The 22,555-nt window shown below is 63.3% G+C and carries 25 protein-coding genes; 15 read left to right on the top strand and 10 right to left on the bottom strand.

The window, feature by feature from the left end:
- Positions 1 to 281 precede the first annotated feature (281 nt).
- Complete coding sequence (locus tag OPC11_RS01580) at positions 282 to 656, top strand: helix-turn-helix domain-containing protein (protein WP_007977316.1); 375 nt, start codon at positions 282 to 284, stop codon at positions 654 to 656.
- Between the two features lie 6 nt (positions 657 to 662).
- On the opposite strand, the gene OPC11_RS01575 is transcribed toward OPC11_RS01580, so the two are convergent.
- The 5 genes from OPC11_RS01575 to OPC11_RS01555 form a co-directional block, all read right to left on the bottom strand.
- Positions 663 to 1,490 carry an ABC transporter permease gene (locus tag OPC11_RS01575; protein ID WP_264780816.1) on the bottom strand — a complete coding sequence of 276 codons (828 nt, stop codon included), beginning with the start codon at positions 1,488 to 1,490 and terminating at the stop codon, positions 663 to 665.
- Positions 1,487 to 2,422, bottom strand: coding sequence for an ABC transporter ATP-binding protein (locus OPC11_RS01570; RefSeq protein ID WP_264780815.1), 936 nt, complete (start codon positions 2,420 to 2,422; stop codon positions 1,487 to 1,489). The genes OPC11_RS01575 and OPC11_RS01570 overlap by 4 nt, the downstream gene beginning before the upstream one ends.
- A 172-nt stretch (positions 2,423 to 2,594) precedes the next feature.
- Entirely contained in the window at positions 2,595 to 3,533 is a 939-nt protein-coding gene (locus OPC11_RS01565; RefSeq protein WP_264780814.1) for an ArsR family transcriptional regulator, read from the bottom strand.
- Positions 3,534 to 3,574: 41 nt separating this feature from the next.
- Complete coding sequence (gene moaC, locus OPC11_RS01560; RefSeq protein ID WP_007977309.1) at positions 3,575 to 4,087, bottom strand: cyclic pyranopterin monophosphate synthase MoaC; 513 nt, start codon at positions 4,085 to 4,087, stop codon at positions 3,575 to 3,577.
- Complete coding sequence (locus OPC11_RS01555; RefSeq protein WP_264780813.1) at positions 4,080 to 5,504, bottom strand: NAD(P)H-hydrate epimerase; 1,425 nt, start codon at positions 5,502 to 5,504, stop codon at positions 4,080 to 4,082. Before OPC11_RS01555 ends, moaC begins: the two co-directional genes overlap by 8 nt.
- Positions 5,505 to 5,840: 336 nt before the next feature.
- Between OPC11_RS01555 and OPC11_RS01550 the strand changes: the two genes are divergently transcribed.
- A complete protein-coding gene (locus OPC11_RS01550) occupies positions 5,841 to 6,050 on the top strand; it encodes a hypothetical protein (RefSeq protein WP_264780812.1) in 210 nt (69 codons plus the stop codon).
- 133 nt (positions 6,051 to 6,183) lie between these two features.
- On the opposite strand, the gene OPC11_RS01545 is transcribed toward OPC11_RS01550, so the two are convergent.
- A complete protein-coding gene (locus OPC11_RS01545) occupies positions 6,184 to 6,462 on the bottom strand; it encodes a helix-turn-helix transcriptional regulator (RefSeq protein WP_018128734.1) in 279 nt (92 codons plus the stop codon).
- An 83-nt stretch (positions 6,463 to 6,545) separates the two neighbouring features.
- Between OPC11_RS01545 and OPC11_RS01540 the strand changes: the two genes are divergently transcribed.
- The 8 genes from OPC11_RS01540 (at position 6,546) to OPC11_RS01505 (ending at position 14,193) form a co-directional block, all read left to right on the top strand.
- Positions 6,546 to 6,809 carry a hypothetical protein gene (locus OPC11_RS01540; protein ID WP_007977300.1) on the top strand — a complete coding sequence of 88 codons (264 nt, stop codon included), beginning with the start codon at positions 6,546 to 6,548 and terminating at the stop codon, positions 6,807 to 6,809.
- A 134-nt stretch (positions 6,810 to 6,943) separates the two neighbouring features.
- Positions 6,944 to 7,756, top strand: coding sequence for a diadenylate cyclase DacZ (dacZ, locus tag OPC11_RS01535; RefSeq protein WP_007977298.1), 813 nt, complete (start codon positions 6,944 to 6,946; stop codon positions 7,754 to 7,756).
- On the top strand, positions 7,757 to 8,533 hold the full coding sequence (locus OPC11_RS01530; protein ID WP_007977297.1) for a mechanosensitive ion channel domain-containing protein: 777 nt from the start codon (positions 7,757 to 7,759) through the stop codon (positions 8,531 to 8,533). It begins immediately after the preceding gene.
- Between the two features lie 123 nt (positions 8,534 to 8,656).
- Positions 8,657 to 9,610: a polymer-forming cytoskeletal protein gene (locus OPC11_RS01525; protein ID WP_264780811.1), complete on the top strand. Its 954-nt coding sequence runs from the start codon at positions 8,657 to 8,659 to the stop codon at positions 9,608 to 9,610.
- A gap of 170 nt (positions 9,611 to 9,780) precedes the next feature.
- Complete coding sequence (locus tag OPC11_RS01520) at positions 9,781 to 10,629, top strand: electron transfer flavoprotein subunit beta (protein ID WP_007977295.1); 849 nt, start codon at positions 9,781 to 9,783, stop codon at positions 10,627 to 10,629.
- A 2-nt stretch (positions 10,630 to 10,631) separates the two neighbouring features.
- On the top strand, positions 10,632 to 12,128 hold the full coding sequence (locus tag OPC11_RS01515) for an FAD-binding protein (RefSeq protein WP_264780810.1): 1,497 nt from the start codon (positions 10,632 to 10,634) through the stop codon (positions 12,126 to 12,128).
- Between the two features lie 3 nt (positions 12,129 to 12,131).
- Entirely contained in the window at positions 12,132 to 13,805 is a 1,674-nt protein-coding gene (locus OPC11_RS01510; RefSeq protein ID WP_264780809.1) for an FAD-dependent monooxygenase, read from the top strand.
- A 7-nt stretch (positions 13,806 to 13,812) separates the two neighbouring features.
- Positions 13,813 to 14,193: a hypothetical protein gene (locus OPC11_RS01505; protein WP_069452219.1), complete on the top strand. Its 381-nt coding sequence runs from the start codon at positions 13,813 to 13,815 to the stop codon at positions 14,191 to 14,193.
- On the opposite strand, the gene OPC11_RS01500 is transcribed toward OPC11_RS01505, so the two are convergent.
- Positions 14,190 to 14,585, bottom strand: a complete 396-nt coding sequence (locus OPC11_RS01500; protein ID WP_007977282.1) for a DUF2267 domain-containing protein — start codon at positions 14,583 to 14,585, stop codon at positions 14,190 to 14,192. The two genes, OPC11_RS01505 and OPC11_RS01500, sit on opposite strands and share 4 nt — an antisense overlap.
- A 130-nt stretch (positions 14,586 to 14,715) precedes the next feature.
- Here OPC11_RS01500 and OPC11_RS01495 point away from each other — a divergent pair, with 130 nt between their 5' ends.
- Together OPC11_RS01495 and OPC11_RS01490 are read left to right on the top strand one after the other, a co-directional pair.
- Positions 14,716 to 15,447 (top strand): helix-turn-helix domain-containing GNAT family N-acetyltransferase, encoded by a 732-nt coding sequence (locus OPC11_RS01495; protein WP_007980494.1) that lies wholly within the window; start codon positions 14,716 to 14,718, stop codon positions 15,445 to 15,447.
- Positions 15,448 to 15,874: 427 nt separating this feature from the next.
- Positions 15,875 to 16,849 (top strand): deoxyhypusine synthase, encoded by a 975-nt coding sequence (locus OPC11_RS01490; RefSeq protein WP_007980492.1) that lies wholly within the window; start codon positions 15,875 to 15,877, stop codon positions 16,847 to 16,849.
- On the opposite strand, the gene OPC11_RS01485 is transcribed toward OPC11_RS01490, so the two are convergent.
- A complete protein-coding gene (locus tag OPC11_RS01485) occupies positions 16,836 to 16,934 on the bottom strand; it encodes a dodecin family protein (RefSeq protein ID WP_264780808.1) in 99 nt (32 codons plus the stop codon). The genes OPC11_RS01490 and OPC11_RS01485 overlap by 14 nt on opposite strands.
- 305 nt (positions 16,935 to 17,239) lie before the next feature.
- Here OPC11_RS01485 and OPC11_RS01480 point away from each other — a divergent pair, with 305 nt between their 5' ends.
- Complete coding sequence (locus OPC11_RS01480) at positions 17,240 to 18,421, top strand: redox-regulated ATPase YchF (protein WP_264780807.1); 1,182 nt, start codon at positions 17,240 to 17,242, stop codon at positions 18,419 to 18,421.
- Between the two features lie 54 nt (positions 18,422 to 18,475).
- Here OPC11_RS01480 and OPC11_RS01475 read toward each other — a convergent pair whose 3' ends face one another.
- Positions 18,476 to 19,744: a hypothetical protein gene (locus tag OPC11_RS01475; RefSeq protein ID WP_264780806.1), complete on the bottom strand. Its 1,269-nt coding sequence runs from the start codon at positions 19,742 to 19,744 to the stop codon at positions 18,476 to 18,478.
- 131 nt (positions 19,745 to 19,875) lie between these two features.
- Here OPC11_RS01475 and OPC11_RS01470 point away from each other — a divergent pair, with 131 nt between their 5' ends.
- Together OPC11_RS01470 and OPC11_RS01465 are read left to right on the top strand one after the other, a co-directional pair.
- Positions 19,876 to 20,544, top strand: a complete 669-nt coding sequence (locus OPC11_RS01470; protein WP_264780805.1) for a helix-turn-helix domain-containing protein — start codon at positions 19,876 to 19,878, stop codon at positions 20,542 to 20,544.
- A gap of 113 nt (positions 20,545 to 20,657) precedes the next feature.
- The gene (locus OPC11_RS01465) at positions 20,658 to 21,011 is read left to right on the top strand and encodes a dihydroneopterin aldolase family protein (RefSeq protein WP_264780804.1); all 354 of its coding nucleotides are present in this window, start codon (positions 20,658 to 20,660) and stop codon (positions 21,009 to 21,011) included.
- 89 nt (positions 21,012 to 21,100) lie between these two features.
- On the opposite strand, the gene OPC11_RS01460 is transcribed toward OPC11_RS01465, so the two are convergent.
- Positions 21,101 to 22,453, bottom strand: a complete 1,353-nt coding sequence (locus OPC11_RS01460) for a SidA/IucD/PvdA family monooxygenase (protein WP_264780803.1) — start codon at positions 22,451 to 22,453, stop codon at positions 21,101 to 21,103.
- Positions 22,454 to 22,555: the final 102 nt, after the last annotated feature.

Here is a 22,555-nt window from a genome sequence, read left to right as displayed (position 1 = left end):
TCGGTTGTCTGTCGTTATCGACTTTCTCTCCAATACCCGGTAGCAACCGGTCAGTGATAAGTGTTACCCAGTACCATGATTCTCCACTGTTCGATAGGCGACGGTCGAACGAGAACCTTTCGATTATGCGTACATTCTCCATCCGAAACCGTTGCGTGCAGGACTCTCGCCGTGGTGCGCACGAAATCGCGTTTTCCCCGTGAAAGCCCGACCATACGGTTACCTTTGGTAAGTCGATTTCGTAACGTAACTTTTTAGCGACCGACTTCCTACCTCGCCGTATGAGCGACGAACCGGAACGATTGACGATGTGGTGTGCCGGTGAGGAGTGGTGTCCGATCACCGCGACGGCGACCCTCGTCGGGAAGAAGTGGCACCCCGTCATCGTTCATCGACTGCTGGTGAACGGTCCCCTCGGCTTCAACGCACTCAAAGAGGAGGTGGACGGAATTTCGAGCAAGGTGTTGTCCGACAGCTTGGACGATTTGGGGGAAAAGCGGCTCGTGAACCGCGAAATCGTGAACGACAAACCGGTCCGCGTCGAGTACTCGCTGACCGCGACCGGCGAATCGCTGGAACCCGTCATCCTCGCCATGCGCGACTGGGGGATGGAGTACGTTTCCCCCGCCGAGGACCCGGATTCGGCGACCGTGTGAGTCCCGTCACCCGAGGTCGACGCGCTGGAATCGGAGGTAGCCGAGCGCCGCGGGCAGGACGAACCAGAGCGCCAGAACGACCAGCCCGAACCACGCGTCGAGGTAGAAGGGCGGGTCGCCGATGACGCGCGCCGCGAACGACGTCGCTTGCGCCTTCGGGAAAAAGAGCCCCGACGCCGACGTGTAGGCATTCTTCGGATTCAGCGTCAGAACCAAGAAGTACCACGCCGGAAGCGGTCCTCCGCCCGGTATCGCTCCTTCGACGAGGTAGTAGATTCCCATCGGAACGTAATCCCAGAGAATTTGGAACGTGACGAACACCCCGACGGCGGCGGCCATCGCTCGCGCCCGGGTCGCGGTCGCCGCGGAGATTCCGACGGCGATACTGACGAACACCGCGCCGAACAGCGCGGTCAGGAGGAGCAACGAGAGGTAGTCGGTCAGCGAGACGGTGCCGTATAACGCGGCGAGAACGCCCGCTGTGACGACGAACGCGCCGCCGATGGCGACGGTGACGACGGCGGTTCGTCCGAGGAGTTTCCCGAGCAGGACCTCCAGTCGGGTGTGTGGTAGGCCGAGCAGGAGTTTGATGCTCCCCGACTCGCGCTCGCCCGCGATGGCGAGGTACGCGGCCACGAGCGCCGTGATGGGAATTATCAGCCCCGCCGGGAGGGTGAGCATCTGGAGCGCCGACGTGTTGTTCAACTCCATCACCTGGTTGAGCGCGTACACCGTTCCGCTGGTGAACAGGACGAAGAGCGCCGTTATCGCCCACAGCGTCTTGGAGCGAACCGCGTCTTCGAAGTCCTTGCGCGCGACGACGAGGATGCTCACGACGACACCTCCGCATCGACGTGCGACTCGTCGGCGTGGTTCGTGTAGACCTCGAAGAGGTCTTCGAGCGAGGATTCCTCCATCGTGACGTCGGCGACGGTGACGCCCGCCGCCTCGACGCGGTTTATCACCTTTGCCTTCGCCCTCGAATCAGTGTACGTGACCGTGACGACGGTCCCGTCTATCGTCGCGTTCGTCACGCCGTTGATGTCGTCGAACGAGACGCTCGGCGTCGCGCTCACGGTCAGTTCCATGGTCGCGCCCGAACCGACCGCCCTTCGAAGTCCGTCGATGGTATCGACGGTGACGAGTTCGCCGTCGTCCATGATGGCCACGCGGTCACAGACCGCTTCGACTTGGCTCAAGATGTGGCTGGAGAAGAACACCGCCGTGCCGCGGTCGGCCTCCCGCTGGATGATTTGGCGCATCTCGCGGACGCCGTGCGGGTCCAGACCCGACGAGGGTTCGTCGAGAATCAGCAACTCGGGGTCACCGACCAGCGCCATACCGAGCGCGAGGCGCTGGCGCATTCCCTTCGAGTAATCGCCGGCGGGACGGGCCGCATCATCCGCCGAGAGACCGACGCGTTCGAGAATGTCGTCCGCGTCCTCGCCCGTTCCCTTGGAGTCGATGGCGAACTGGACGTGTTTGCGACCGGAGAGTCGCCCGTAGAGGTCGAACGCGTCTGGAAGGATACCGATGCGTTCGTGAATCGCCTTCGGTTCCCGCTGGGCGTCGTACCCCAGCACGGTCGCACGTCCCTCCGTCGGTCGGACGTAATCCAGAACCATGTTGATGGTCGTCGATTTCCCGCACCCGTTCGGGCCGAGGAAGCCGAATATCTCGCCCTCCTCGACGGTCAAATCGAGCGCTGAGACGGCGACTACATCGCCGAACCGCTTCGTCAGTGATTCCGTTTGGATAGCAGTCATCGCGTTACCGACGGAACGGTGCTCGGACGGGGATACCTGTTCCGATTTGTCGGCCCTCTAACAACAATCCAACTAAAAATTCTTTGTGCTACCTTTATCCGTCGTGGAACTTCCGATTCGCTCGAACGGAACGAACCGGCGATGGCTCAACGAATCTTTTGCTCGCGGATTGTCACGACGTTTCGTCGTTTATAATTCGCGTCTCGACCGCGCGGACGGACGTCACCGACAGCGTTTCGTCCACCTCGACGCGGAGTTCGTCGCCGCCGACGGTCATCGTCACCCTGAATTCGTACGGGTCGGACGAGAGGCACTCCGTCCGCCATCGGTCGGAGTGGATGTACTCGAACAGTTTCCAGAAGGACTCGTCCCGGATGTCCGTCCCGTGCTCCCAGTAGAACGCGACGACCGCCGGGTGATAGACGAGACACAGTTCGACCGGGGCGGTGACACGATACCCACACTGTTCGCACGAGTGGACGCTGAGGTGGCTTTCCGGAACGGGTTCGCGTCCCGGTCGAATCCGATTCGTCATGCGTCCCAGACACTCGGAGCAAACCCCGTCGAGCGCCATCGAGTACTCGTCGCGGACGTACCGGTCGGCGCTGTGCATTATCTCCGTCGGGGTACGATTCCTGGCCTGTGCCGGGGACAACAGAAACGACAGCAGTTGCAGTTCGCACGCCGTACACCGAACCACCAGCGACTCCTCCTCGTACGTCGCGCGGAGCGTCGTCTCGTGACAACTGGGACACATTCCGTCGAGTTCGACCGGCTCGAACTCGGGGCGTTCGTGGTACGTCCCGGCGAGAATCGTTCGCACGATTTTGTCACCCGCGTACGTCAACTTGTATCCGGTTTCTGTTTCGCGGACGAACGTGTCGGTGAGCTTCTGCAAGTGATACGAGAACCGCGACGAGTTCGTCGCATCGACGCGCTCGTAGAGCTGTGAAAACGTCAGGCCGGGACCTCCAGCGACCGTCTCCTCGGACCGAGCCTCCGTGGCTAGCTCGTGGAGGATTTCCACTCGCAACTCGTTTCCGAGTATCGAAAACGCTTCCTCCGGGGTCGTTCGTTCCCGATTCTCCGACGCGTCGGAACGGGGGGCCATCAGTCACCCGTAGTGAACGAGCGGCAAAGACCCTTGCCGAATCACGTCGGTCGCTTTTCCTTTTCGACCACCCGGACGTCACGAATCGCGGTGTCGGGATACCCGCCGTCGTCGTCCTTCTCGACCGCCTTCACCATGTCCCAGACGACGTTCAGCCCCGTCGTGACGCCCTCCAGGGCCTCCATCTCGCATCCGGTCTTCCCCGTCGTCTCGACGGCCACGGATAGGACCACGCGGTCGTCGCGCACGTCGAAGTCGGTATCGACGTTCGTGATGGGTATCTGGTGGCACATCGGAATCGTCTCCCACGTGTGTTTTACCGCCTGTACCGCGCCGATTCGGGCCGTCGCCAGCACGTCGCCCTTCTTCAGGTCGTTCGCCCGAATCGCATCGACGGTCGATTGCTGAAGGTGAATCTCGCCGCGCGCAACCGCTCGACGGGCCGTGTCGGGTTTCCCGCCGACGTTCACCATCTGCACCTCGCCGGAGTCGTCCGTGTGGGTCAATTCCTCGTCCGTCGTCAGTTCCTCGTCGGTCGTCTCGTTTTCACGCATCGTCCTCACCCCACATCGCGGCCGGAATCGTTTCGAGCATGTCGGACGCGAGCAGACCCTCGTATCGCTCGTCGTAGAGCAGGTCGCCCGCCCGCCCATTGACGAACGACCCGACGCACGCGGCGTCGAAGGCCTCCGTCGTGCCGAACAGCCCCGCGACGATTCCGGCGAGCAGGTCGCCCGTGCCGCCTACTTTCATACCCGTGTTGCCCGTTCGAACGACGCGCGTTCGGTCGCCGTCCGAAATCACGTCCGTCGCGCCCTTCGCCAGCACGACGTGCCCGATGTCGTCCGCGAGGGCTTCGATTTCGTCCGTCACCTCGCGCAAGTCGTCCGCTTCCGGGCCGCCCATCTCGGCCAGTTCCTTCCGGTTCGGCGTACAGACCAGCGTCGCGTCCGTGTCGAGGCCGGGAATCGCGGGGAGCGCGTCGGCGTCCACGACCGCCCGACCCTCGAAGGATTCGAGGAAGTCCGTCGCCGCGTCGATGGTCTCGTCGGCGTTGCCGAGTCCAGGGCCGATGATAACCGTGTCGTCGTACGATTCGGCCGTCTCGACCAAGCCATCGACCTGCTCGGGCGTCAGGCGGTCGCCGTCGTAGGGTTGGACGATGAGGTCCTCCGCGTAGCCCTGAATCTCCCCCGCGACGGTGTTCGGCGCGGCGACGAACGAGAGGTCCGCGCCCGCCCGCAACGCCGATTGGGCCGCGAGCGCCGGTGCGCCGGTGAACGGCCCGCCGCCGATGACGAACACGCGCCCCCCGACGTCCCCGCGAACGCTCCGGAGGTCGCCCGGCCCGACGAACCGCTCCGCGGCGGCGGGGATGCCGATGTCGGCCACGGTCACGTCGCCGTCGTGGTCGGCGAGGCCGGGTTTCATGTCGTGGAACGTGACGACCGCATCGGCTTCGACGGCCACGCCCTCGGCCTCGCCGGAATCGGCGTTCACGCCCGAGGGAACGTCCACGGCGAGGACGGCGGCGTCGGCGTCGTTGATGGCCCGGGCGGCGGTCGCGGCGGGTTCCCGGAGCGCCCCCGTCACGCCGGTTCCGAGCATGGCGTCGATAACGAGGTCACAGTCGGGCAGTTCGAACGCGCCGGAGTCTTTCACTTCCGTCGCGTCGTACTCGGCCCGGCGGAGCGCGTCCCAGTTCTCCCGCGCGATGTCGGTTCCGATTGTTTCGGCCCGCCCGAGCAGGAGGACGGACACGTCGTACTCGTCGAGAAATCGCGCGGCGACGAAGGCGTCGCCGCCGTTATTTCCCCGTCCGGCGACGATACAGACCCGCGCGCCCGGCGACACCATCTCGCGGACCCGGCGGGCGATGGCGTTCCCGCTCGACTCCATCAACTGCTTGCGGGGCACCCCGAGGTGTTCGGCGTTCTCGTCCACGGCGGCCATCCGGTCTGCGGTGATCATGGTCGAGCGTTCGGTCGGATTCCGGGTTAACGTTACGGGCCGCGGTGCGAAGTTCGGCCGCCGCGTGGCGCGGAAACGGTCCGCGGTGTGGCGCGGAAACAGTCTGCCGTGTGGCGCGCGAATCGTTTTCAGTGTGGCGCGGAAACGCTCGGACACGACGGCCGTCCGATTCGAGACGGTACGGCGGTTCGACGGCGCGTTTCTCGGATTTCCGAGCACACCGAACCAATAGAATTAACCCACCATAGTTTGACATGTCGAACGAAGCAGACGAGGTATTCGCCGAAAGGCCAGTGGTAGAGCACTGACCTCGTGTGCTTCGACACCTATCGAAGCATGTCCGACAACGAACCTTCTTCGGAAAAGCGTATCGCCATCAAACAGGTCGGCCTCCGGTTCCGCGGCATCGACGCCGACGACGTGGACAAGGAGCTTCTCGGCTCGATTCACGCCGTTCTCGACGAGCAGGGCTTGCCCGTCAGTAGTATTTCGGTCGAACCGCGCGAGCCGTTCGTTCCGCGGCGGACGGGACCGCATCGGCCCTGAACGGGGCTCAAGTCGTCGTTTTTTCGGAAGCGGTGTTCGGGTACGGAGACGACGTTCGAACGTTTTGCGCCCATGGGTACGTCCGCTACCGATTCCACTCCGTTCGACTCCCGTCCGTTCCCCCTACCGTCCGTCACTCCTCGACCTTCTCGCGCATCCACTCGAACTGCTCGCGGAGTCTCGCTTCTCCGACGTCCGTCAGCGAGAACACGTCGTACAGCCCCTCGACGCGCTTTTCGACGTGGCCGCTCTCGACGAGTCGGTCGAGGGTGGCGTAGTAGCGCTTGGGATCGAGCTGTTTGTCGTAGTGCGATTCGAGCCGGGTCTTCAGCTTCTGGCCGCGGAGTTCCCCGGCCTCGGCGAGGAGGATACACATGTCCCGACGGGTGCCGCTCTGGTGCCAGCGAGTCATGTGCGGGTGTGGGGCGGCGGGACTCACGTGGCTTTCGGGTTGGAACCGATAGCTTCGACTGTACCCCCTCCGAAGCGCCGTTCATGACCGCTTCGGACGACATCACGGCACGATACTTCGAAACAGATCACGAACGCGTCCTCGAATTCGACCGGAAGGGACGAACCGCGGCCGTAGCCCAGAACCGCGAAGGGTACGGAATGCTGAAAGTCCGGGAGACGGCGGACAGTCCGGAACTCGAACGGTACTACGGATTCGACATGGCGCTCGACCACGCGGCGGAACTGCTTGGCGTCCGACCGAACGACTTGCCGGTTCCCGACCGCGCATCCGACATGGGTATGTAAGTGTTCGAACACGGATTGGGTCAAAATCGGACTAACATCTCCATTCAACGATGGGAGACAGGTCCGCAAAAAGAGATTTCTGGTGACATATACCCCCACAAACCTTTTCTTCGGTGATTGAGTGCCCTTCTGTAATGGCTACCCTGAGCGAACTTCTGGAGGACCTCGTCGGTGGTGTCGACGCAGTGTTTCTCTTCTCCCCGAGCGGGTCGTACTACGAACGGTTCGCGGACTTGAACGACACCGACGTGGTGGTCGTCGCGCCGGACAACAACGTCGGCGCGGACAACTTCGTGGAACTCCCGCTGGAGTTCGAGAGCGTCAAAGACCGCATCCGATTCGGCATCGAAGGGGCGATAGACCACGGACTCGCGGAGGACGGTGACGAACTGACGTGCATCGCGAACATGTTCGGCGACGGGATCGATACCGTCACCCGCGTCAGGGCCGACGAGGACGTTCACTCGGGAATCTACGACCTGTTCGCCAATTCGCGGGCCGACCCCGGCGTCATCCGCGACGTGTTCGAAGTCGCCATCGAACTCGGAAAGAAGGGACAGAAGGGCAAACCCGTCGGCGCGCTGTTCGTCGTCGGCGACGCGGGCAAGGTGATGAACAAGTCCCGTCCGCTGTCGTACAACCCCTTCGAGAAGAGTCACGTTCACGTCGGCGACCCCATCGTGAACGTCATGCTGAAGGAGTTCTCCCGCCTCGACGGCGCGTTCGTCATCTCCGACTCGGGGAAGATAGTCTCGGCGTACCGCTACCTCGAACCGTCCGCGGAGGGCGTGGACATCCCGAAAGGTCTCGGCGCACGGCACATGGCCGGCGGTGCCATCACCCGCGATACGAACGCGACGGCCATCGTCCTCTCGGAGAGTGATGGACTCGTCAGGGCGTTCAAGGGCGGTGAAATCATCCTCGAACTCGACCCGGAGGCGTACTAGATGGCGGCGGACTGGCAGGTACTCCTCCAACAGGAGTACCGCATCGTCCTCGCACTCCTCATCCTCATCGCGGGCGGCATCGCGGGATATCTGCTCGGCCGGTTGAACATGCGCATCCTCAAGGCCGCCGGCCTCCCCGAGGTCGTCGAGGGAACGCCGTTCGAACGCACCGCCCGAAGCCTCGGAACCACGACGGTCTCGCTCATCGCGCGTCTCACCTCGTGGTTCATCTACGGCGTCACGATTCTCCTCGCGCTCAACACGGCCGAACTGCCGCTGAGCACGCAACTGTTCTGGCAGATCATCCTCTTTACACCGCAGTTGTTCGTCGCGGCGCTCGTGTTCATCGTCGGGTTCGTCGTCGCGGACAAGGCGGAACTGCTGGTGAGCGAACGCCTCCGGAGCGTCAAGCTCCCGGAAGTCAACGTCATCCCCCGAATCGTCAAATACAGCATCGTCTACATCGCGTCGCTCATCGCGCTGAGCCAAATCGGTATCGCGGTGCTCACGTTGCTGGTGCTGTTCGGCGCGTACGTCCTCGCCGCCATCGTCTTCGGCGCGGTCGCGTTCTGGGACTTGCTCCGCTCCTCGGCGGCGGGCATCTACCTCCTGCTCAACCAACCGTACGGCATCGGGGACGAGATTCGCGTCGCGGGCAATCAAGGAATCGTCCAGGAGGTGGATATGTTCGTCACGCACATCGAGAACGACGGCGAGGAGTTCATCATCCCGAACCATCTCGTCTTCCGGAAGGGCGCGGTTCGGCTCCGGAACTAGCGGGTTCGCGGTCAAGGTGGCGGTCGCGGTCACGCGGGATTTTCGACGGACGGCTGAAACGTGGCAGACGAACGTCTGACGGTCTCGGGAGGTTTTATTACGAGCGACTTGCTGGTAGGATGTGTGCCGCTCCGTTCCGACCCACTGGATGAACTCTCGATTCCCGACGGGACGACCGTCGAAGAACACGACCTCGTGACCGACGGGGACATCATCGTCGGTGCACAGACGACCGTCGAGTTCGGCGTGCGCGGGAACAACGTCATCGCGGGCGAACGGGCGACTTTCGGCGGACACATCGAGGCCGAATCGGACTGCCGCCTCGACCTCTGGTGCGACGTGAATGGCGACGTGCTCGTCGGACAGGACGCCTATTTGGGCGAGCGCGTCCACGTCACGGGGCAACTGATGGTCAGCGGCGACCTCGACATCGGCGACGACGTACAGATCGACGAAGGCTTCGAAGCCAACGGGTGGATCGTCATCCGCAACCCGATGCCGACCGTCGTCTTCCTCTTCGTCTACCTCTCACAGCTTCTCCGACTCGGCGAGGAGGAAGCCGCCCAAGGCATCATCGACGAGATGGTGGACGAGAGCGAGGCGGAACCGGTGACGATTCCCCGAAGCGGCCACGTCAGCGACGACGCGTGGCGCGTCTCGACGCCCGCGACGGTCGGCGACGACTGTCGCCTTCACGGCAATATCCGGGCGGAGGAGATTACGGTCGGTGCGGGCAACGAGGTCTTCGGGAGCCTTCGAGCGCGCGGCGACATCGTTGTCGGCGAGCGAACGCGGATTCACGGCGACGTGACGACCCGCAGCGGGACCGTCGTCCTCGAAGACGGTGCGGAGGTGCTCGGCGACGTTTCGTGTACCGACCTCGAATTCCACGAGAACGCGACCGCCGACGGAACCATGCGCGCCCGCGGCGAGATGACGATGGTGCGAGCCGACACGCGAAAATCGACCGACGAGGAGGAGACGAAATCCGAGAATACCGACGAGGACGCTTCGGAAGCGGTCGAGACGACGCATCGGGACCGGAGCGGGTCCGACGGGCCCGCCCCACAAGCCTGAGTGCTGATACCTTTTCGCCGTCGTTTCCGCTGAGCACGAGCCATCAACAGACGATTGTGCCCCGGCCGTATGTCAGATTTTTGTTGACTCTCCGACAGTATAATAACGACTGGCGCAATTGGTAATGATTGACGTATGCATACTAAATACACTCACGGTAGGAGGTACCGATGCACTCGGTCGTGTTGACCAAGGGCGTCCCGGACTTCCGCGAGGGGCAGGTATCGTTCGACGAGGACGGCCACCTCGAACGTGGGAAAACCCCGACGGTGATGAACCCGAACGACCGGTTCGCACTGAACGCCGCCCTCCAGACGAAGGTGAAACACGGCGGGCACGTGAGCGCGATGAGCATGGGACCGCCCGGTTACGGCAACGTGCTGGGCGAGGCGATGGAGGTGTACGCCGACGACCTCTACCTGCTTTCCGACCGTGCGATGGCCGCCGCCGACACGTGGGCGACAGCGATCACGCTCTCGGCGGGAATCGAGAAGATCGGCGACCCCGACCTCGTGTTCGCGGGCTTCAAGACGGCGGACGGGGAGACGGGACAGACCGGTCCCCAGACGGCGTGGTGTCTCGACTATCCCATCATCACGCACGTCATCGCGTTGGAGGTGGACGAGGACGAGGGACGCGTCCGCGCCAAGCGACTCGTCGAGGGCGACGTGGACGAAATCGAGACGGTCGAATCTCCGCTCCCGGCGTTCATCGTCACCGACCCCGAGTACGAGGCGAGTTATCGCACGGCCAGACACCGCCTCCGGCGAAAACAGCTGAAAGCCGAGACGGCGGATCGCGCCGAGGAGTACGAGGAGCACCTCACGACGTGGGACCACGAGGACCTGAATCTCGACCCCGACTACATCGGACTGGACGGGTCGCCGACCATCGTGTCCTCGGTGGACCCGATTCCGAAGGCACCGGCCGAGCGCGAAGCGACGATGGCGACGTTGGACGACGAGGAGGCGATGGCGGACGTGCTCGAAACGATGCGACCATTCGCGGCGGGTGACTGATAATGACCGACACCGACCCCGGCGACCGAACCGTCGAGGAGATAGAAGACGACGTACGCACCATCGAAGACCCCGGCGCGCTGTCCGACCTCCTCACGGCCGAGGAGGAAGGAAAGGACCGCAAGACGGCCAAAGAAGCGATTCAGGCGCGAATCAACGAGGTGCGGGAAGCGACCGACGGCGGCGAGGATACGGTCGATGCGGACGAGGGCGATGGTACGGGCGACGCGGACGACGCAGAAACCGAGGGTGAGTACGAGGCGACGGAAGAAGACGTTCAAGACCCGGACGAAGGGGAGGCGACTCTCGACAAGAAACACGTCCGGGCGCTCGAAAACGGCGTCTACCAGGACATGTGGGTGTACTGCGAGACGCAGGGCGGCGAACTTCTCGACGTGTCCAAGGAGATGCTCGGCAAAGCGCGCGAGCTGATGGACGGCTACGCCGAGGACTACGGTGACGAAGAACGGGTCGTCGCAGTCCTCGTCGGCGACGACATGGAAGAACTCGCAGAGGAGTGTATCACCCTCGGCGCGGACGTGGCGGTCTATCACGACGACGAACGATTAGCACGGTTCCGCCACAAGCCGTACACCGAAATCGTGGCGGACATGGCGCGAACGAAGGCCGACTGGAAGGACTACGACAAGCCGCGATACTTCCTCTTCCCGGCGACGAACAACGGGCGCGACCTCTCGGCGCAGGTACAGGGCGAACTCGACTCCGGGCTGGCGAGCGACTGTTCCGGCCTGACCATCACGGACGAACTCATCTCGAACCCGGTGAAGACCGGCGAACCCGGCGAGAAGGTGGAGTTCGAGCGCATTCTCCACATGCAACGCCCGGACTTCTCCGGCTTCGAGTACTCGACTATCCTCTGTATCGACAACCCGGACCGGGAGTTCCACCCGCAGGGCTGTTCGGTGATTCCGGGCAGCTTCGACGCGATGGCACCCGACGGGGACCGGGAAGGCAAGGTCATCGCACACGACATCGACCTCCCGGAGGATTGGTTCCGCGTGGCGGTCACCGAGTGGGACACGCTGGACACCGGCGTCGATTTGACCGGACGAGAGGTCATCGTCGCCATCGGTCGCGGCATCGGCGACGCCCCGACGAAGGGTATCGAACTCGCGGTGGACCTCGTGGACGCTTTCGACGACGCGGACCTCGGGCTGTCCCGCGGCATCGTGACGGCCTCCTACAACGTCGAGGGACACGTCGAACGGTACGTCACCGAGGAACGCCAAATCGGCGAGACGGGACAGATAGTCCAGCCGCCGCTCTACATCGCGGCGGGTATCAGCGGCGCGATTCAGCACAAGGTGGGGATGGACGAGTCGGAAACCATCGTCGCCATCAACACCGACCCGGAGGCGGACATCCGGGATTTCAGCGACTTCTTCATCGAGGGCGACCTGTTCGACGTGCTTCCCCGCCTGACGGACGCGATAGAGGCGGGCGAACTGGATGCGGTCGTAGCGGAGGACGATGACTGAACGATGAGTGAGGAATACGAACACTACGAAGCCGTCGTGGTCGGTGCCGGTCCCGGCGGGGCCGCCGCCGCCGCGACGCTCGCACGCAACGGAATCGAAACGCTCGTCCTCGAACGCGGTGTCGAGGCCGGGTCGAAGAACGTCTCGGGCGGCCTCATCTACGCCGAGGAGTCGGCCCCCTACACCATCGACTCGCTGTTCCCCGACTTCCGCGAGGAGGCGGCGGAACGGCCGATTACGGACTACCACATCCACAACGTGGCGGGCGACAAGGTGAAATCGTTCGACATCACCCGACTCCACGACCACGACACGGAGTGGTGTGACGCGGTTCTCCGGCGCGAGATGGACTCGTGGCTGGCCGACCGAGTTCACGAGATGACCCATGAGACGGGCGGCGGATTGCTGACCGGCGTCCGGGTGAACGGCCTGCTCCGCGAGCGGGGCAAAATCGTCGGCGTCACGTGCGACGAACTCGACCCCATCAAAGCCGACTTCATCGTCGCGGCGGACGGCGTGAACAGCGAACTCGCCCGGCAAGCGGGACTGATGAACTGGGACGAACCGGACGAGTGGTTCCAAGGCGTCAAGGCCGTCATCGACATGCCCGAGGACGTCATCGGCGAGCGGTTCGACGTCGGTCCGAACACGGGCGCGGCGCATCTCTTCTCGGGCGACCTGTTCGACGGCGTTCGGGGAGGCGGCTTCCTCTACACGAACGAGGAGACGCTCTCCATCGGGTCCGTCTTCCACCTCGACAGCCTCGTCGCGGAGGAGGCGGAACCGCACCAACTGCTCGACAACCTACTCACGCACCCGCTGCTCGCCCAGTGGTTGAATGGCCAGTACGACGAAGTGGAGTACTCCGCGAAACTCGTTCCCGATTCGAAGAAGGTAGCACATCCGGCACCGCACCGGGGGCGACTCGTCCTCGTCGGAGACGCTGGCGGGCAGATGCAGGCGCAAGGCCCCATCATCAAGGGCATGAACCACGCCGTGACCGCCGGGGCGCTCGCCGCCGAGGCCTTCGCTGAATCGCGGATGCGCGGCAACCCCGAGAAGGCCGGACGTCTCTACGAGAAGAAACTCGAAGACGAGGGCGTGATGGGCAAACTCCGTCCGACCCAGTACCGGGCGACGCGCGGCGTCGCCGAGAACGACCGGGTGAGCGAACTCGTGGACGGCGTGCTCTCCTCGTCGCTCGGCCGCGCGGTGCTCAGTTCCGGCGTGATGTCGGGGCAACTCGAACGCCTGTACAGTTCGCCGTATCTCTCCTCGATGATTCCCGACACGCGGACGCCGTACGTCACGCTGCCGACGGTCATCGCGGAGGAGTTGGGAACCGAAATCACGGACGAAAACGAGGTCGAACCCAAGAGCCTCGCCGACCGCATCGGCGACCTGACCTACGACACCGACGTGGGCAATCCGCACATCGAACTGCGGGACAACTCCTACGAAGCGAGCGGTGCGGCGGTGTCGGCCTGTCCGGTCAGCGCGAAGGACTTCGGCGGCGGCTGTTACCGCGAGGAGACGGTGCGGGAGAACGGCAACGAGGAAAAGATCGTCAGCCTCGACACGCAACCCTGCGTCGAGTGCGGGACGTGTGCGCTCGTCGCCGACACGGAGTGGGAACACCCGCGCGGCGGCAAGGGCGTCGAGTTCCGAGAGGGATAACGAGCGAATGAGCGAGTACCGCGACCGAATCGCGTCCCTCGCGGAACGGGCGCGGAACGAGCGCGAATCGTTCGACGCGCCGGATACCTTCCCGGACGAGGAGCGGGCGGTGTCGTACCTCCGGGAGGGCGTCGGTGACGTCGTTTCCGTGTACATCGACGGTCGGACCGGCGAATTCGCGCGGTTCGACGCGGACGAGATGGAACGGATGGAACGGGCGCTCAACGACTGGCTGGCGCTGTACGCACGCTGTTACGGTCGCGAGATAGAAACGGAGTTCACGGTGCGCGAGGTCGCGGAACTGGTGATACAGACTCACGACCTCCGCGACACGGTGCAGTTGCTGACGCGCGTTCCCGACCCGGAAACGCGGCGCGCCCGGCGTTAGTCGAACGCGTTTTCGTTTCCGACGAGTTCGAAGAGCGGGTCGTACTCCGCGGGCAGTTGCCCGCGAATCTGTTCGAATTCGCCTTCGGGAACGACCTCTTCGACGAGCGACATCACGCCCTGCGCGTGAAAGAGCGATTTCTGTCGGTCGATGGTCTCGCGCTCGGCGACGCGGTCGACGAACTCGTCGAAGTGGAACCGCTGGCCGGACTCCGCCTGCAGGAGATACCAGTCTATCTCCATTGGGAGCGGCCCCGCGAGGTCTTTGGCTTCGCCTTCCTGCAATCGCTCGCCGAGCGTCGTCAGCGTGGCCCGAATCGCTCGCACCGCCTGTCCCTGTTTACCCAACTGGAGTCGATGCTGTACCTGTCCGATGAAATCGCTGTAATCCATGCTTCCCCCCAGCGTCACCACGACGCCATGCTACAAGAATCGAGCGGCGGTTCTCACGGTCGCCGGGACTTCCCAGTACGGCGTCAAATCCATCGTTAAAAATAAGTATAGATAGATGGTAACAGTCCTCATGGAGTTCTCCGAGAAACTGGAGTTCGGCCACGAGGACCGCCGACGAATTTACGAGTACGTCGAACGCCACGGACGGGCGAACGCGAACGAGGTGCAGGACTCGCTCCGCATCGACCCGAGCGGGTTCCGTCATCACGTCGCCATCCTTCGTCGGGATGGCTACCTCTCGGAGGACGAGGACATACTCTCCGTCGCGCTGGAAACCGGCGCGGAAGAGGAGTTCGACGTGGACGACGTGGAGTTCATCATCCGCCCCGCGCGGCAGGAGGACCTCTCCGGCATCATCGGCGCGATTCGACAGGTCGCCCAGGAGGGGTCGTACATCGTCGCGGAAACGGTCGCCGACGAAATCGACCATCAGGAGGCCTTACTCCGGCACAACGACCTCGAATCCCGGATGTTCTTCGTCGCAACCGTCAACGACGAAGTGGTCGGGTGGGTCCACCTCAACGCGCCCGAACTCGATAAACTCAGCCACACCGCCGAGTTGACCGTCGGCGTGCTGGACGAGTATCAGGGCCACGGCATCGGCAGCCACCTCCTCGAACGCGGACTGGAGTGGGCGGGCGCGAACGGCTACGAAAAAGTGTACCAGAGCGCGCCCTCGACCAACCAGAACGCCATCGACTTCCTCGAAGCCCACGGCTGGGAAACCGAGGCCGTGCGGAAGAACCACTACAAGATAGACGGCGAGTACGTGGACGAAGTGATGATGGCCGTGAAACTGTGAGTTCGGGAGTCAGAGAGACGGGCGACATCGACTGCTTGCTTTTTGGATGGTTTTGCACGACACAGGGATTCGGGAATCGATGTGGACAGGAGCGAGAGTCGCTTTAGATTGTTTCGAGAATCCCGTGGAGAGCGGGTTGGCATCTCGTAGAGAACTTCCTGTACTCTCGTAGAAAGCTGCTTCGTGAGCAACGACCGACCGGCAATGAAACCGCACCGCACCTCACCCTCCCCAGCCTCCTCGGTCGCTTGCTCGCGGCTAAACCGCGAGCATGAGAGCCACGCAGTGGCTCTCACCGCGTCCTCGTCCCTCGCGCGTTTCTCGCGCGCCGAACAGACGTAAGCCGACACTAGCATCTTCTACTTGTCCGCCGACACGCCGTCGCCAAATCTGAACACTCATTTTCGCGCGGTGATGAAAACGAACCATGAGCGACGAAAGTCACGAACACGTCGTCCCCGGAAGCGAGGAGGAACTCGATTCCGAGGACGTTGCTGGCTACGATTTCAGGGGCGATTTCGACTTCTTCGACATGCTGTCGTCGTACGAGACGACCGGGTTTCAGGCGACCCACCTCTCCGAGGCGATCGAACTGATTCGCGCGATGCGCGAGGAGGGCGCGGAGATATACCTCACCTTCACCTCGAACATCGTTTCTTCGGGGCTTCGGGAGACGCTCGCCTACCTCGCCCGCGAGGACCTCGTGGACGTGATGATAACCACCTCCGGGTCGATAACGGAGGACGTCATCAAGACCGAAAAGCCGTTCAAGATGGGCGAGTGGGACGTGGACGAGGCCGAGATGCGCGAGCAGGGCATCAACCGCCTCGGCAACATCTTCGTCCCCTCCGACCGCTACGTCTGGTTGGAGTCCTACCTCAACGACTTCTTCGAGGACTTCTTCGCCGAGGAGAAAATCCGCACGCCGATGGAGTTCTCCCGCGAACTCGGCGAGACGCTGGACGACGAGGATTCCATCCTCTCGAACGCCGCGGACAACGACATCCCCATCTTCTGTCCCGCCCTGACCGACGCGGAGGTCGGCAACTTCCTCTACTACTACCGACAGGGCTACGACTCGGACATCGGCATCGAAATCGTGGACGACTACGACAGCCTCATCGAGCAGGGCCTGCTCGCGGACAAGACGGGCCTCATCGTCCTCGGCGGCGGCGTCCCCAAGCACCACGCCATCATGACCAACCTCTTCCGCGGCGGCGCGGACTACGCCGTCTACGTTTCGACCGGCATGGAGGGCGACGGGTCGCTCTCCGGTGCCCCGCCGCACGAGGCCGTCTCGTGGGGGAAAATCAAACAGGAAGCGAAAAACTACGTGCAAGTGGAAGCGGAAGCGACCCTCGTGGTTCCGATGCTGGTCGCTGGCGGGTTCAAAGTCGAGTAGCCGCGTTCTCAAACGCTTCTTTGGCCGCGTCCTCCCACGACACCGCCGAGATTCCGAGCACTTCGATGACGTTCACCGCTGCCATGGCACGCGCCCGACGCCGTGGTCGAGATAGCTGATTGCGGCCAGATAGAAATGGCCAGACGTGGTTCGTAGACGGTTGATTCGTTGCACGTGGAGATTCGCTTGAGAAGGGATACGAGAACGCTTCGTGAACAACTACTGGCGGCATACGACCGCACCTCGTCTTCCCCAGCCTCCTCGCGCGAACTGTGGCGGGGGCTTTCGAAGCGGTCTGCTTCTCGGCAACTGAAATCACAAAATCACCGAATACCTCTTCCCGTCGCAAAAATCGAAACACAATTCCGACCCTCTGTGGTACCATCAATCATGATTTCTATCGCGCTGGCGGGCAAACCGAACGCCGGGAAGTCCACCTTCTACAAGGCCGCCACGATGGCCGACGTGGACGTGGCGAACTACCCGTTCACGACCATCGACGCGAATCGCGGCGTGAGCTACGTCCGCACCGACTGCCCCTGTCTCGAACGCGACGAGCGCTGTGGCAACGACAACTGTCACGACGGCAAGCGCTACGTTCCCATCGAACTGCTAGACGTGGCCGGACTCGTGCCGGGGGCACACGAGGGCAGGGGACTGGGCAACCAGTTCCTCGACGCGCTGACCAACGCCGACGCCATCGTCAACGTCGTGGACGCCTCCGGGGGGACGAACGAGGAGGGTGAACCCGTCGAAGTCGGGAGCTACGACCCGGTGGAGGAGGTCGATTTCATCGAGGAGGAGATGGACCAGTGGCTGACCGGCATCATCGACCGCAACTGGGAGGGCGTGGTGCGCCAATCGCGCTCGCCCGGGTTCGACATCGACGAGGCGCTGGCGGACATGCTGACGGGGTTCGGCGCGACGGAACACGACGTGACGGCGAGCCTCCGCGGCTTGGAGTATCCCGACGACCCGCAGAAGTGGACGGACGAGCACCGCGAGGAACTGGCCCGCGACATCCGCGCGCGGACCAAGCCCATCATCCTCGTGGCGAACAAGGCCGACGTCGCGCCCGAGGAGAACATCGAGCGACTCCGCGAGACGGGGAAGATGGTCATCCCCGCGACGGCGGAGGGCGAACTCGCGCTCCGGCAGGGTGTGGAGGCGGGCGTCGTGGATTACGACCCCGGGGACGACGACTTCGAAGTGGTCGGCGACCTGAGCGACCAACAGCGGGCCGGACTCGAACGAATCCGCGACGTCATGCAGGAGTGGGGCGGCACGGGCGTCCAGGGAAGTCTCGACGCCGCCGCCTACGACCTGCTCGACCGTATCACGGCCTATCCCGTTCAGAACGAATCGAAGTGGACGGACGGACAGGGCAACGTCCTCCCCGATGCCTTCCTCCTGCAGCGCGGTTCGACGCCCCGCGACCTCGCCTACGCGGTCCACAGCGACATCGGCGACGGCTACCTCCACGCGGTGAACGCCAAAACGAAGCGCGACATCAGCGACGACTACGAACTCGAAGAGGGCGACGTGATAAAGATAGTCAGCACGGCGAAGTAGTTCGACGGGAGTCGCCGCGAGGGAGGAGAGTCAGGGAACGGGTCGCGGGCGGGTTCAATCGGCGGCGGACTCCCCCGTTGAGCGAGGACGCTCGGACGCGTTTCCGCCGCGCCCGGAATCGGCGGCCAGCGCCGTCCACAGTTCTCGGAGGAAGACGCCCCACGCGAGCGCGACGAGCGAGAACCCGCCGAGCCTGAGCGCGTCGGCGATACCCGAAAACGGCGGCAGCGCGGTCAGCCAGATGGCAACCATCCCGACGTTCAGGCTGCCGAGTTCGACCCACGACGGAGATATCGCCCGTTCGGCCGCCGCTTCGAGGTCGAAGGACCACGGTCGGCCGTCGGCCGAGGCGGCGGCGACCGGAAGGAACGCCATCGCCAACTGGAGCATCCACCCGAACACCAATCCGTTGATGGCGGCGGTTTCGATGGGGGCACCCGGGACGGCGGTCGGAAACAACAGCACCAGCGGCGCGAACGGGACCGGGACGACGAGCCAGAGGTACGCTCCGAGCACGTGGCCGATGCGAGCGTCCGGGCGGCACCCGCTCGCCCGCCTCGTGCCGACGACGTTCACGAGGAGCGCGACGGTCCCGACGACGTACACCGACAGGCCACCGAACGTCAGGGCGTGGAACGCCAGCCACGGACCGGAGACGAGACCGATTGCGCCGAGTGTCAGCCCCCAGTAGGTGACGGGAACGAGCGTCGGATAGCGGAGGGTCGTGCCGTCCAGCGCGGGGACGAGGTGTAACAGGGTCCCGGCGGCGACGAGAGCGAGAAAGCCCCACACGTTCGCGTGGACGTGCGCCTCGATGGAGCCGAAGTAGCCGCCCGGGCCGTGAACGTCGAGCAACATCCCGAACGCCATGGAGACGCCGACGACGAGGAACCACGGAGCCGTCCGGTAGAACCGCCCCAGCCGACCGCGCGGACGGGACGAAAGGCGGAATACCGTGACCGTGAGCGAGACCAGCGCGAGCAGTACGAAACTCCCGCCGACGACGGCGGTCGTCGTCGAACCGGCCGCCATCCCGACGAGGAGGGTCGGAAATCCGACGTTCAACAGCAGCCACTGACGCCAGCGCGAGGCGTTCGTCGGGCGCGATTCCGTGGCCCCGACCGACGCGAGCAGCGACGGGAGGAGTCCGAACAGCGCCTGTGTCATCGCGCCGATGGTGACGAAGTGAATCAACAGCCACCGGAGTCCGGGAAGTGTTTCGGTGAGTCCCATCCCCGTCGTCAGCCGTCCGAGCAACGCCAGAAGGCCGACGGAGAGATAGAGACTCGCCATCGTGAGGAACGGATCGATTCGTTTTTGCATAGTTCTCCGTGCAGTCGCTACGCCGCGTGCTCCGGTATGGCTTGGCGCGAACCGGTCAGCGTCGTGCGAACATGTTCGCACTACCGGTTTCCTTTCCGGCGCACCTCGTGTCCACCACCGACCGATTTCGTATGCCACACACCAAACTCATCGTAACGATACCGGAAGAGACGTGGATACACGGCGTTTCGACCGCACACCCGGACATCGAATTTACGGTCGTCGCCACGCTTGCGGGGGAGACGACGGGTATCGCCCTCCTCGAATGCACCGCTTCCAACGGGTCCGAGGTACTCGTCGATATCGAGCGGCGGGAGGACGTAACCGACCTCGACCTGCTCTGGACGCACGACGACGAACTGTTGTTGCAGGTCGAAACGGAAGCCCCCGTGCTTCTGACGCCGGTGTGGCGGACGGGTGTGCTTCCGCAAACGCCGTTCGTGGTTCGGGACGGCGAGGTCACGTGGGAACTGACGACGACTTCCGGTCGGTTGTCCCGCCTCGGCGACCGTCTCGCTGACGCCGAGATTCGGTTCGACATCGAGTACGTCCGCACATTCGGCACCGACTTCGCGAGCCATCTCCTCACCGACCGACAGCGACAACTCGTCCTCGCCGCCTTCGAACGCGGCTATTACGCGACGCCGCGAACGGCGACGCTCACCGAGGTCGCCGAATCGGTCGGCATCTCGAAAGCGACCGCGAGCGACACCCTCCACCGCGCGGAGGGACGCATCATCGACTGGTTCATCGGCGAACACGTCACGAACGACGGCGGGACCGATCGGCCTCTCGACTAGTCCCACCCGACCGTTCGCCGATTTCACGGCGTTTCGCTCGATGCCGCGGCCGCACCGCATTTATTTTCCGCCCGAACCGAAGCTGTTTATTCTCCGCGAGGCGAGTGTCGAACGTGACCCCTTCAGAGCGCGAGCGAGCCTGTTTCGAGGCGGGTGTGGAAGTCGGAGCGTTGTATCACCAGTTCGTCGGGACGCCGGTCGGTCCGGAAACCACCGCGTCGCTCGAACGAGCCATCGAGGACGCCGGTGAGAACCGACCGAATTGCGGGTCGATAACGGTCGATATCCGCGATGACGAGTTGTTGGACGCCATCGAACACGACAACGGGTACACCGCGCTGGACGGCTACCTGCTGGCGGTCGAGATGACGGTCCGTCGCGGCGAGACGACCGTCGATGCGACCATCGGGACGACGGACGACGATTCGCTGCTGCGCATCGTCGATATCGAATCCGCTCGCCAGTAAAAACCGCGCGTGCCGGTTCGGTCGGCATCGCGCCGATGACGGTCGAATCACCGGATAATCGGTCGAACCACCGGACAGTCGAGCCGGTATCAGTCGGTCGAAAACGCTACTTTCTCTATCAGTTCGCTGTTCGGCGACTCCTCGACGAACTGCTCCACTCCGAAGCTCTGGAAGCGCGAGCCGTTCTCGACCGAGTATACTTCTTCCCCGACGATGCTGTTGATGATGACCGCGTTTCGATGCGAACAGAGGGACAGGTCGGCGACGTTGAACCCGTGGGCGTCCATCCCATCGTTCTGGACGAACAGTCGGCCCGCCAGCTCGTTCGTCTCGACTTCGAAATCGCGGTCGATGGAGAACCGTCCGTCCGCGTCCACCAACGCGTCCTCGACGGGTTCGAGGAAGGAGGGGACCGGACGATGGTACCCGGTCGCTAGAATCACGACTTCGCTGTCGTGTCGAAACTGGCGGTCTTCCTCCCACTGGTGGCATCGAAGCCGATACCGATTCTTGGATTGCGACTCGATGCTCTGTACCGCTGTCTTCGATAGCATGCCGACATCGACGTCGTTCCGTATCGAACGGCGGTAGAGCGTATCGAAGATGGCGGCGCTGGTCCCCGGAGAGATTCCCTTGTACAACAGGTCCTGTTGGGAAACCCGACCGTCGCTCACCTCTCGCGGGAGGTCGTAGAAGTACTCCATGTAATCGGGCGTTCGAAGTTCCCGCGTGAGTTTCGACGGGTCCACCGGATAGAACCCGTCGGAACGCGTCAGCCAATCGAGGCGGTACCCGTTGTCCTCCTGTGCGCGCAACAGATTCAGGAAGATTTCGGCCGAACTCTGCCCGGACCCGACGACGGTGATGGACTCGGTTTCGAGACAGTTCTCCCGCCGCGAGAGGAATTGCGAGGAGTGGAACACGTTCTCGCCAAGTTCCCCGGAGAGTTCGTCGGGAACGTACGGGCGGGAACCGACGCCGAGGACGACGTTGTCGGCCCGGTACTCGTGTCGTTCACCCGTCTCCGGGTTTCTCGCTCGAACGACGAACGTGTCGTCATCCCCCTCGGAAACGGTGGTGACTTCCCGGTCGAAACGACAGTTTTCGAGTCGCTCCGACACCCAGCGACAGTACTCGTTGTACTCCTTTCGGGGGATGTTGAACTGCTCGTAGTTGAAAAACTCCCAATACCGCCCCTTCGTCTTCAGATAGTTCAAAAAGCTGTAAGAGCTCGTCGGGTCCACTGGACTGACCAAATCCCCGGTAAAGGAGTTCTGTAGGTCCGTCCCCGGAATAAGCATGTCCCGGTGCCAATCGAACTCCGAATCCCGCTCCAAGAAACACGTTTTCAGACGTCGATCGGCATCGTCGATGAGGGCGGCGAGACTGAGGTTGAGCGGCCCGATTCCAACCCCGATAACGTCGAAACTATCTGCGTCCATTGGATAATATAAATAATTAACAGAATATAAAATCAATGGTTTTTAAGAAGATATAATTGGTGGGAAGAATGATGGTACCGTCGGGACTCCTCCCCCTCCGTG

The sequence above is a fragment of the Haladaptatus sp. T7 genome (genome assembly GCF_026008575.1).
In the GTDB taxonomy this organism is placed as follows: domain Archaea; phylum Halobacteriota; class Halobacteria; order Halobacteriales; family Haladaptataceae; genus Haladaptatus; species Haladaptatus paucihalophilus.
The sequence above is the reverse complement of the archived record's forward strand: the minus strand, read 5'-3'. Positions and strand labels throughout refer to the sequence as shown.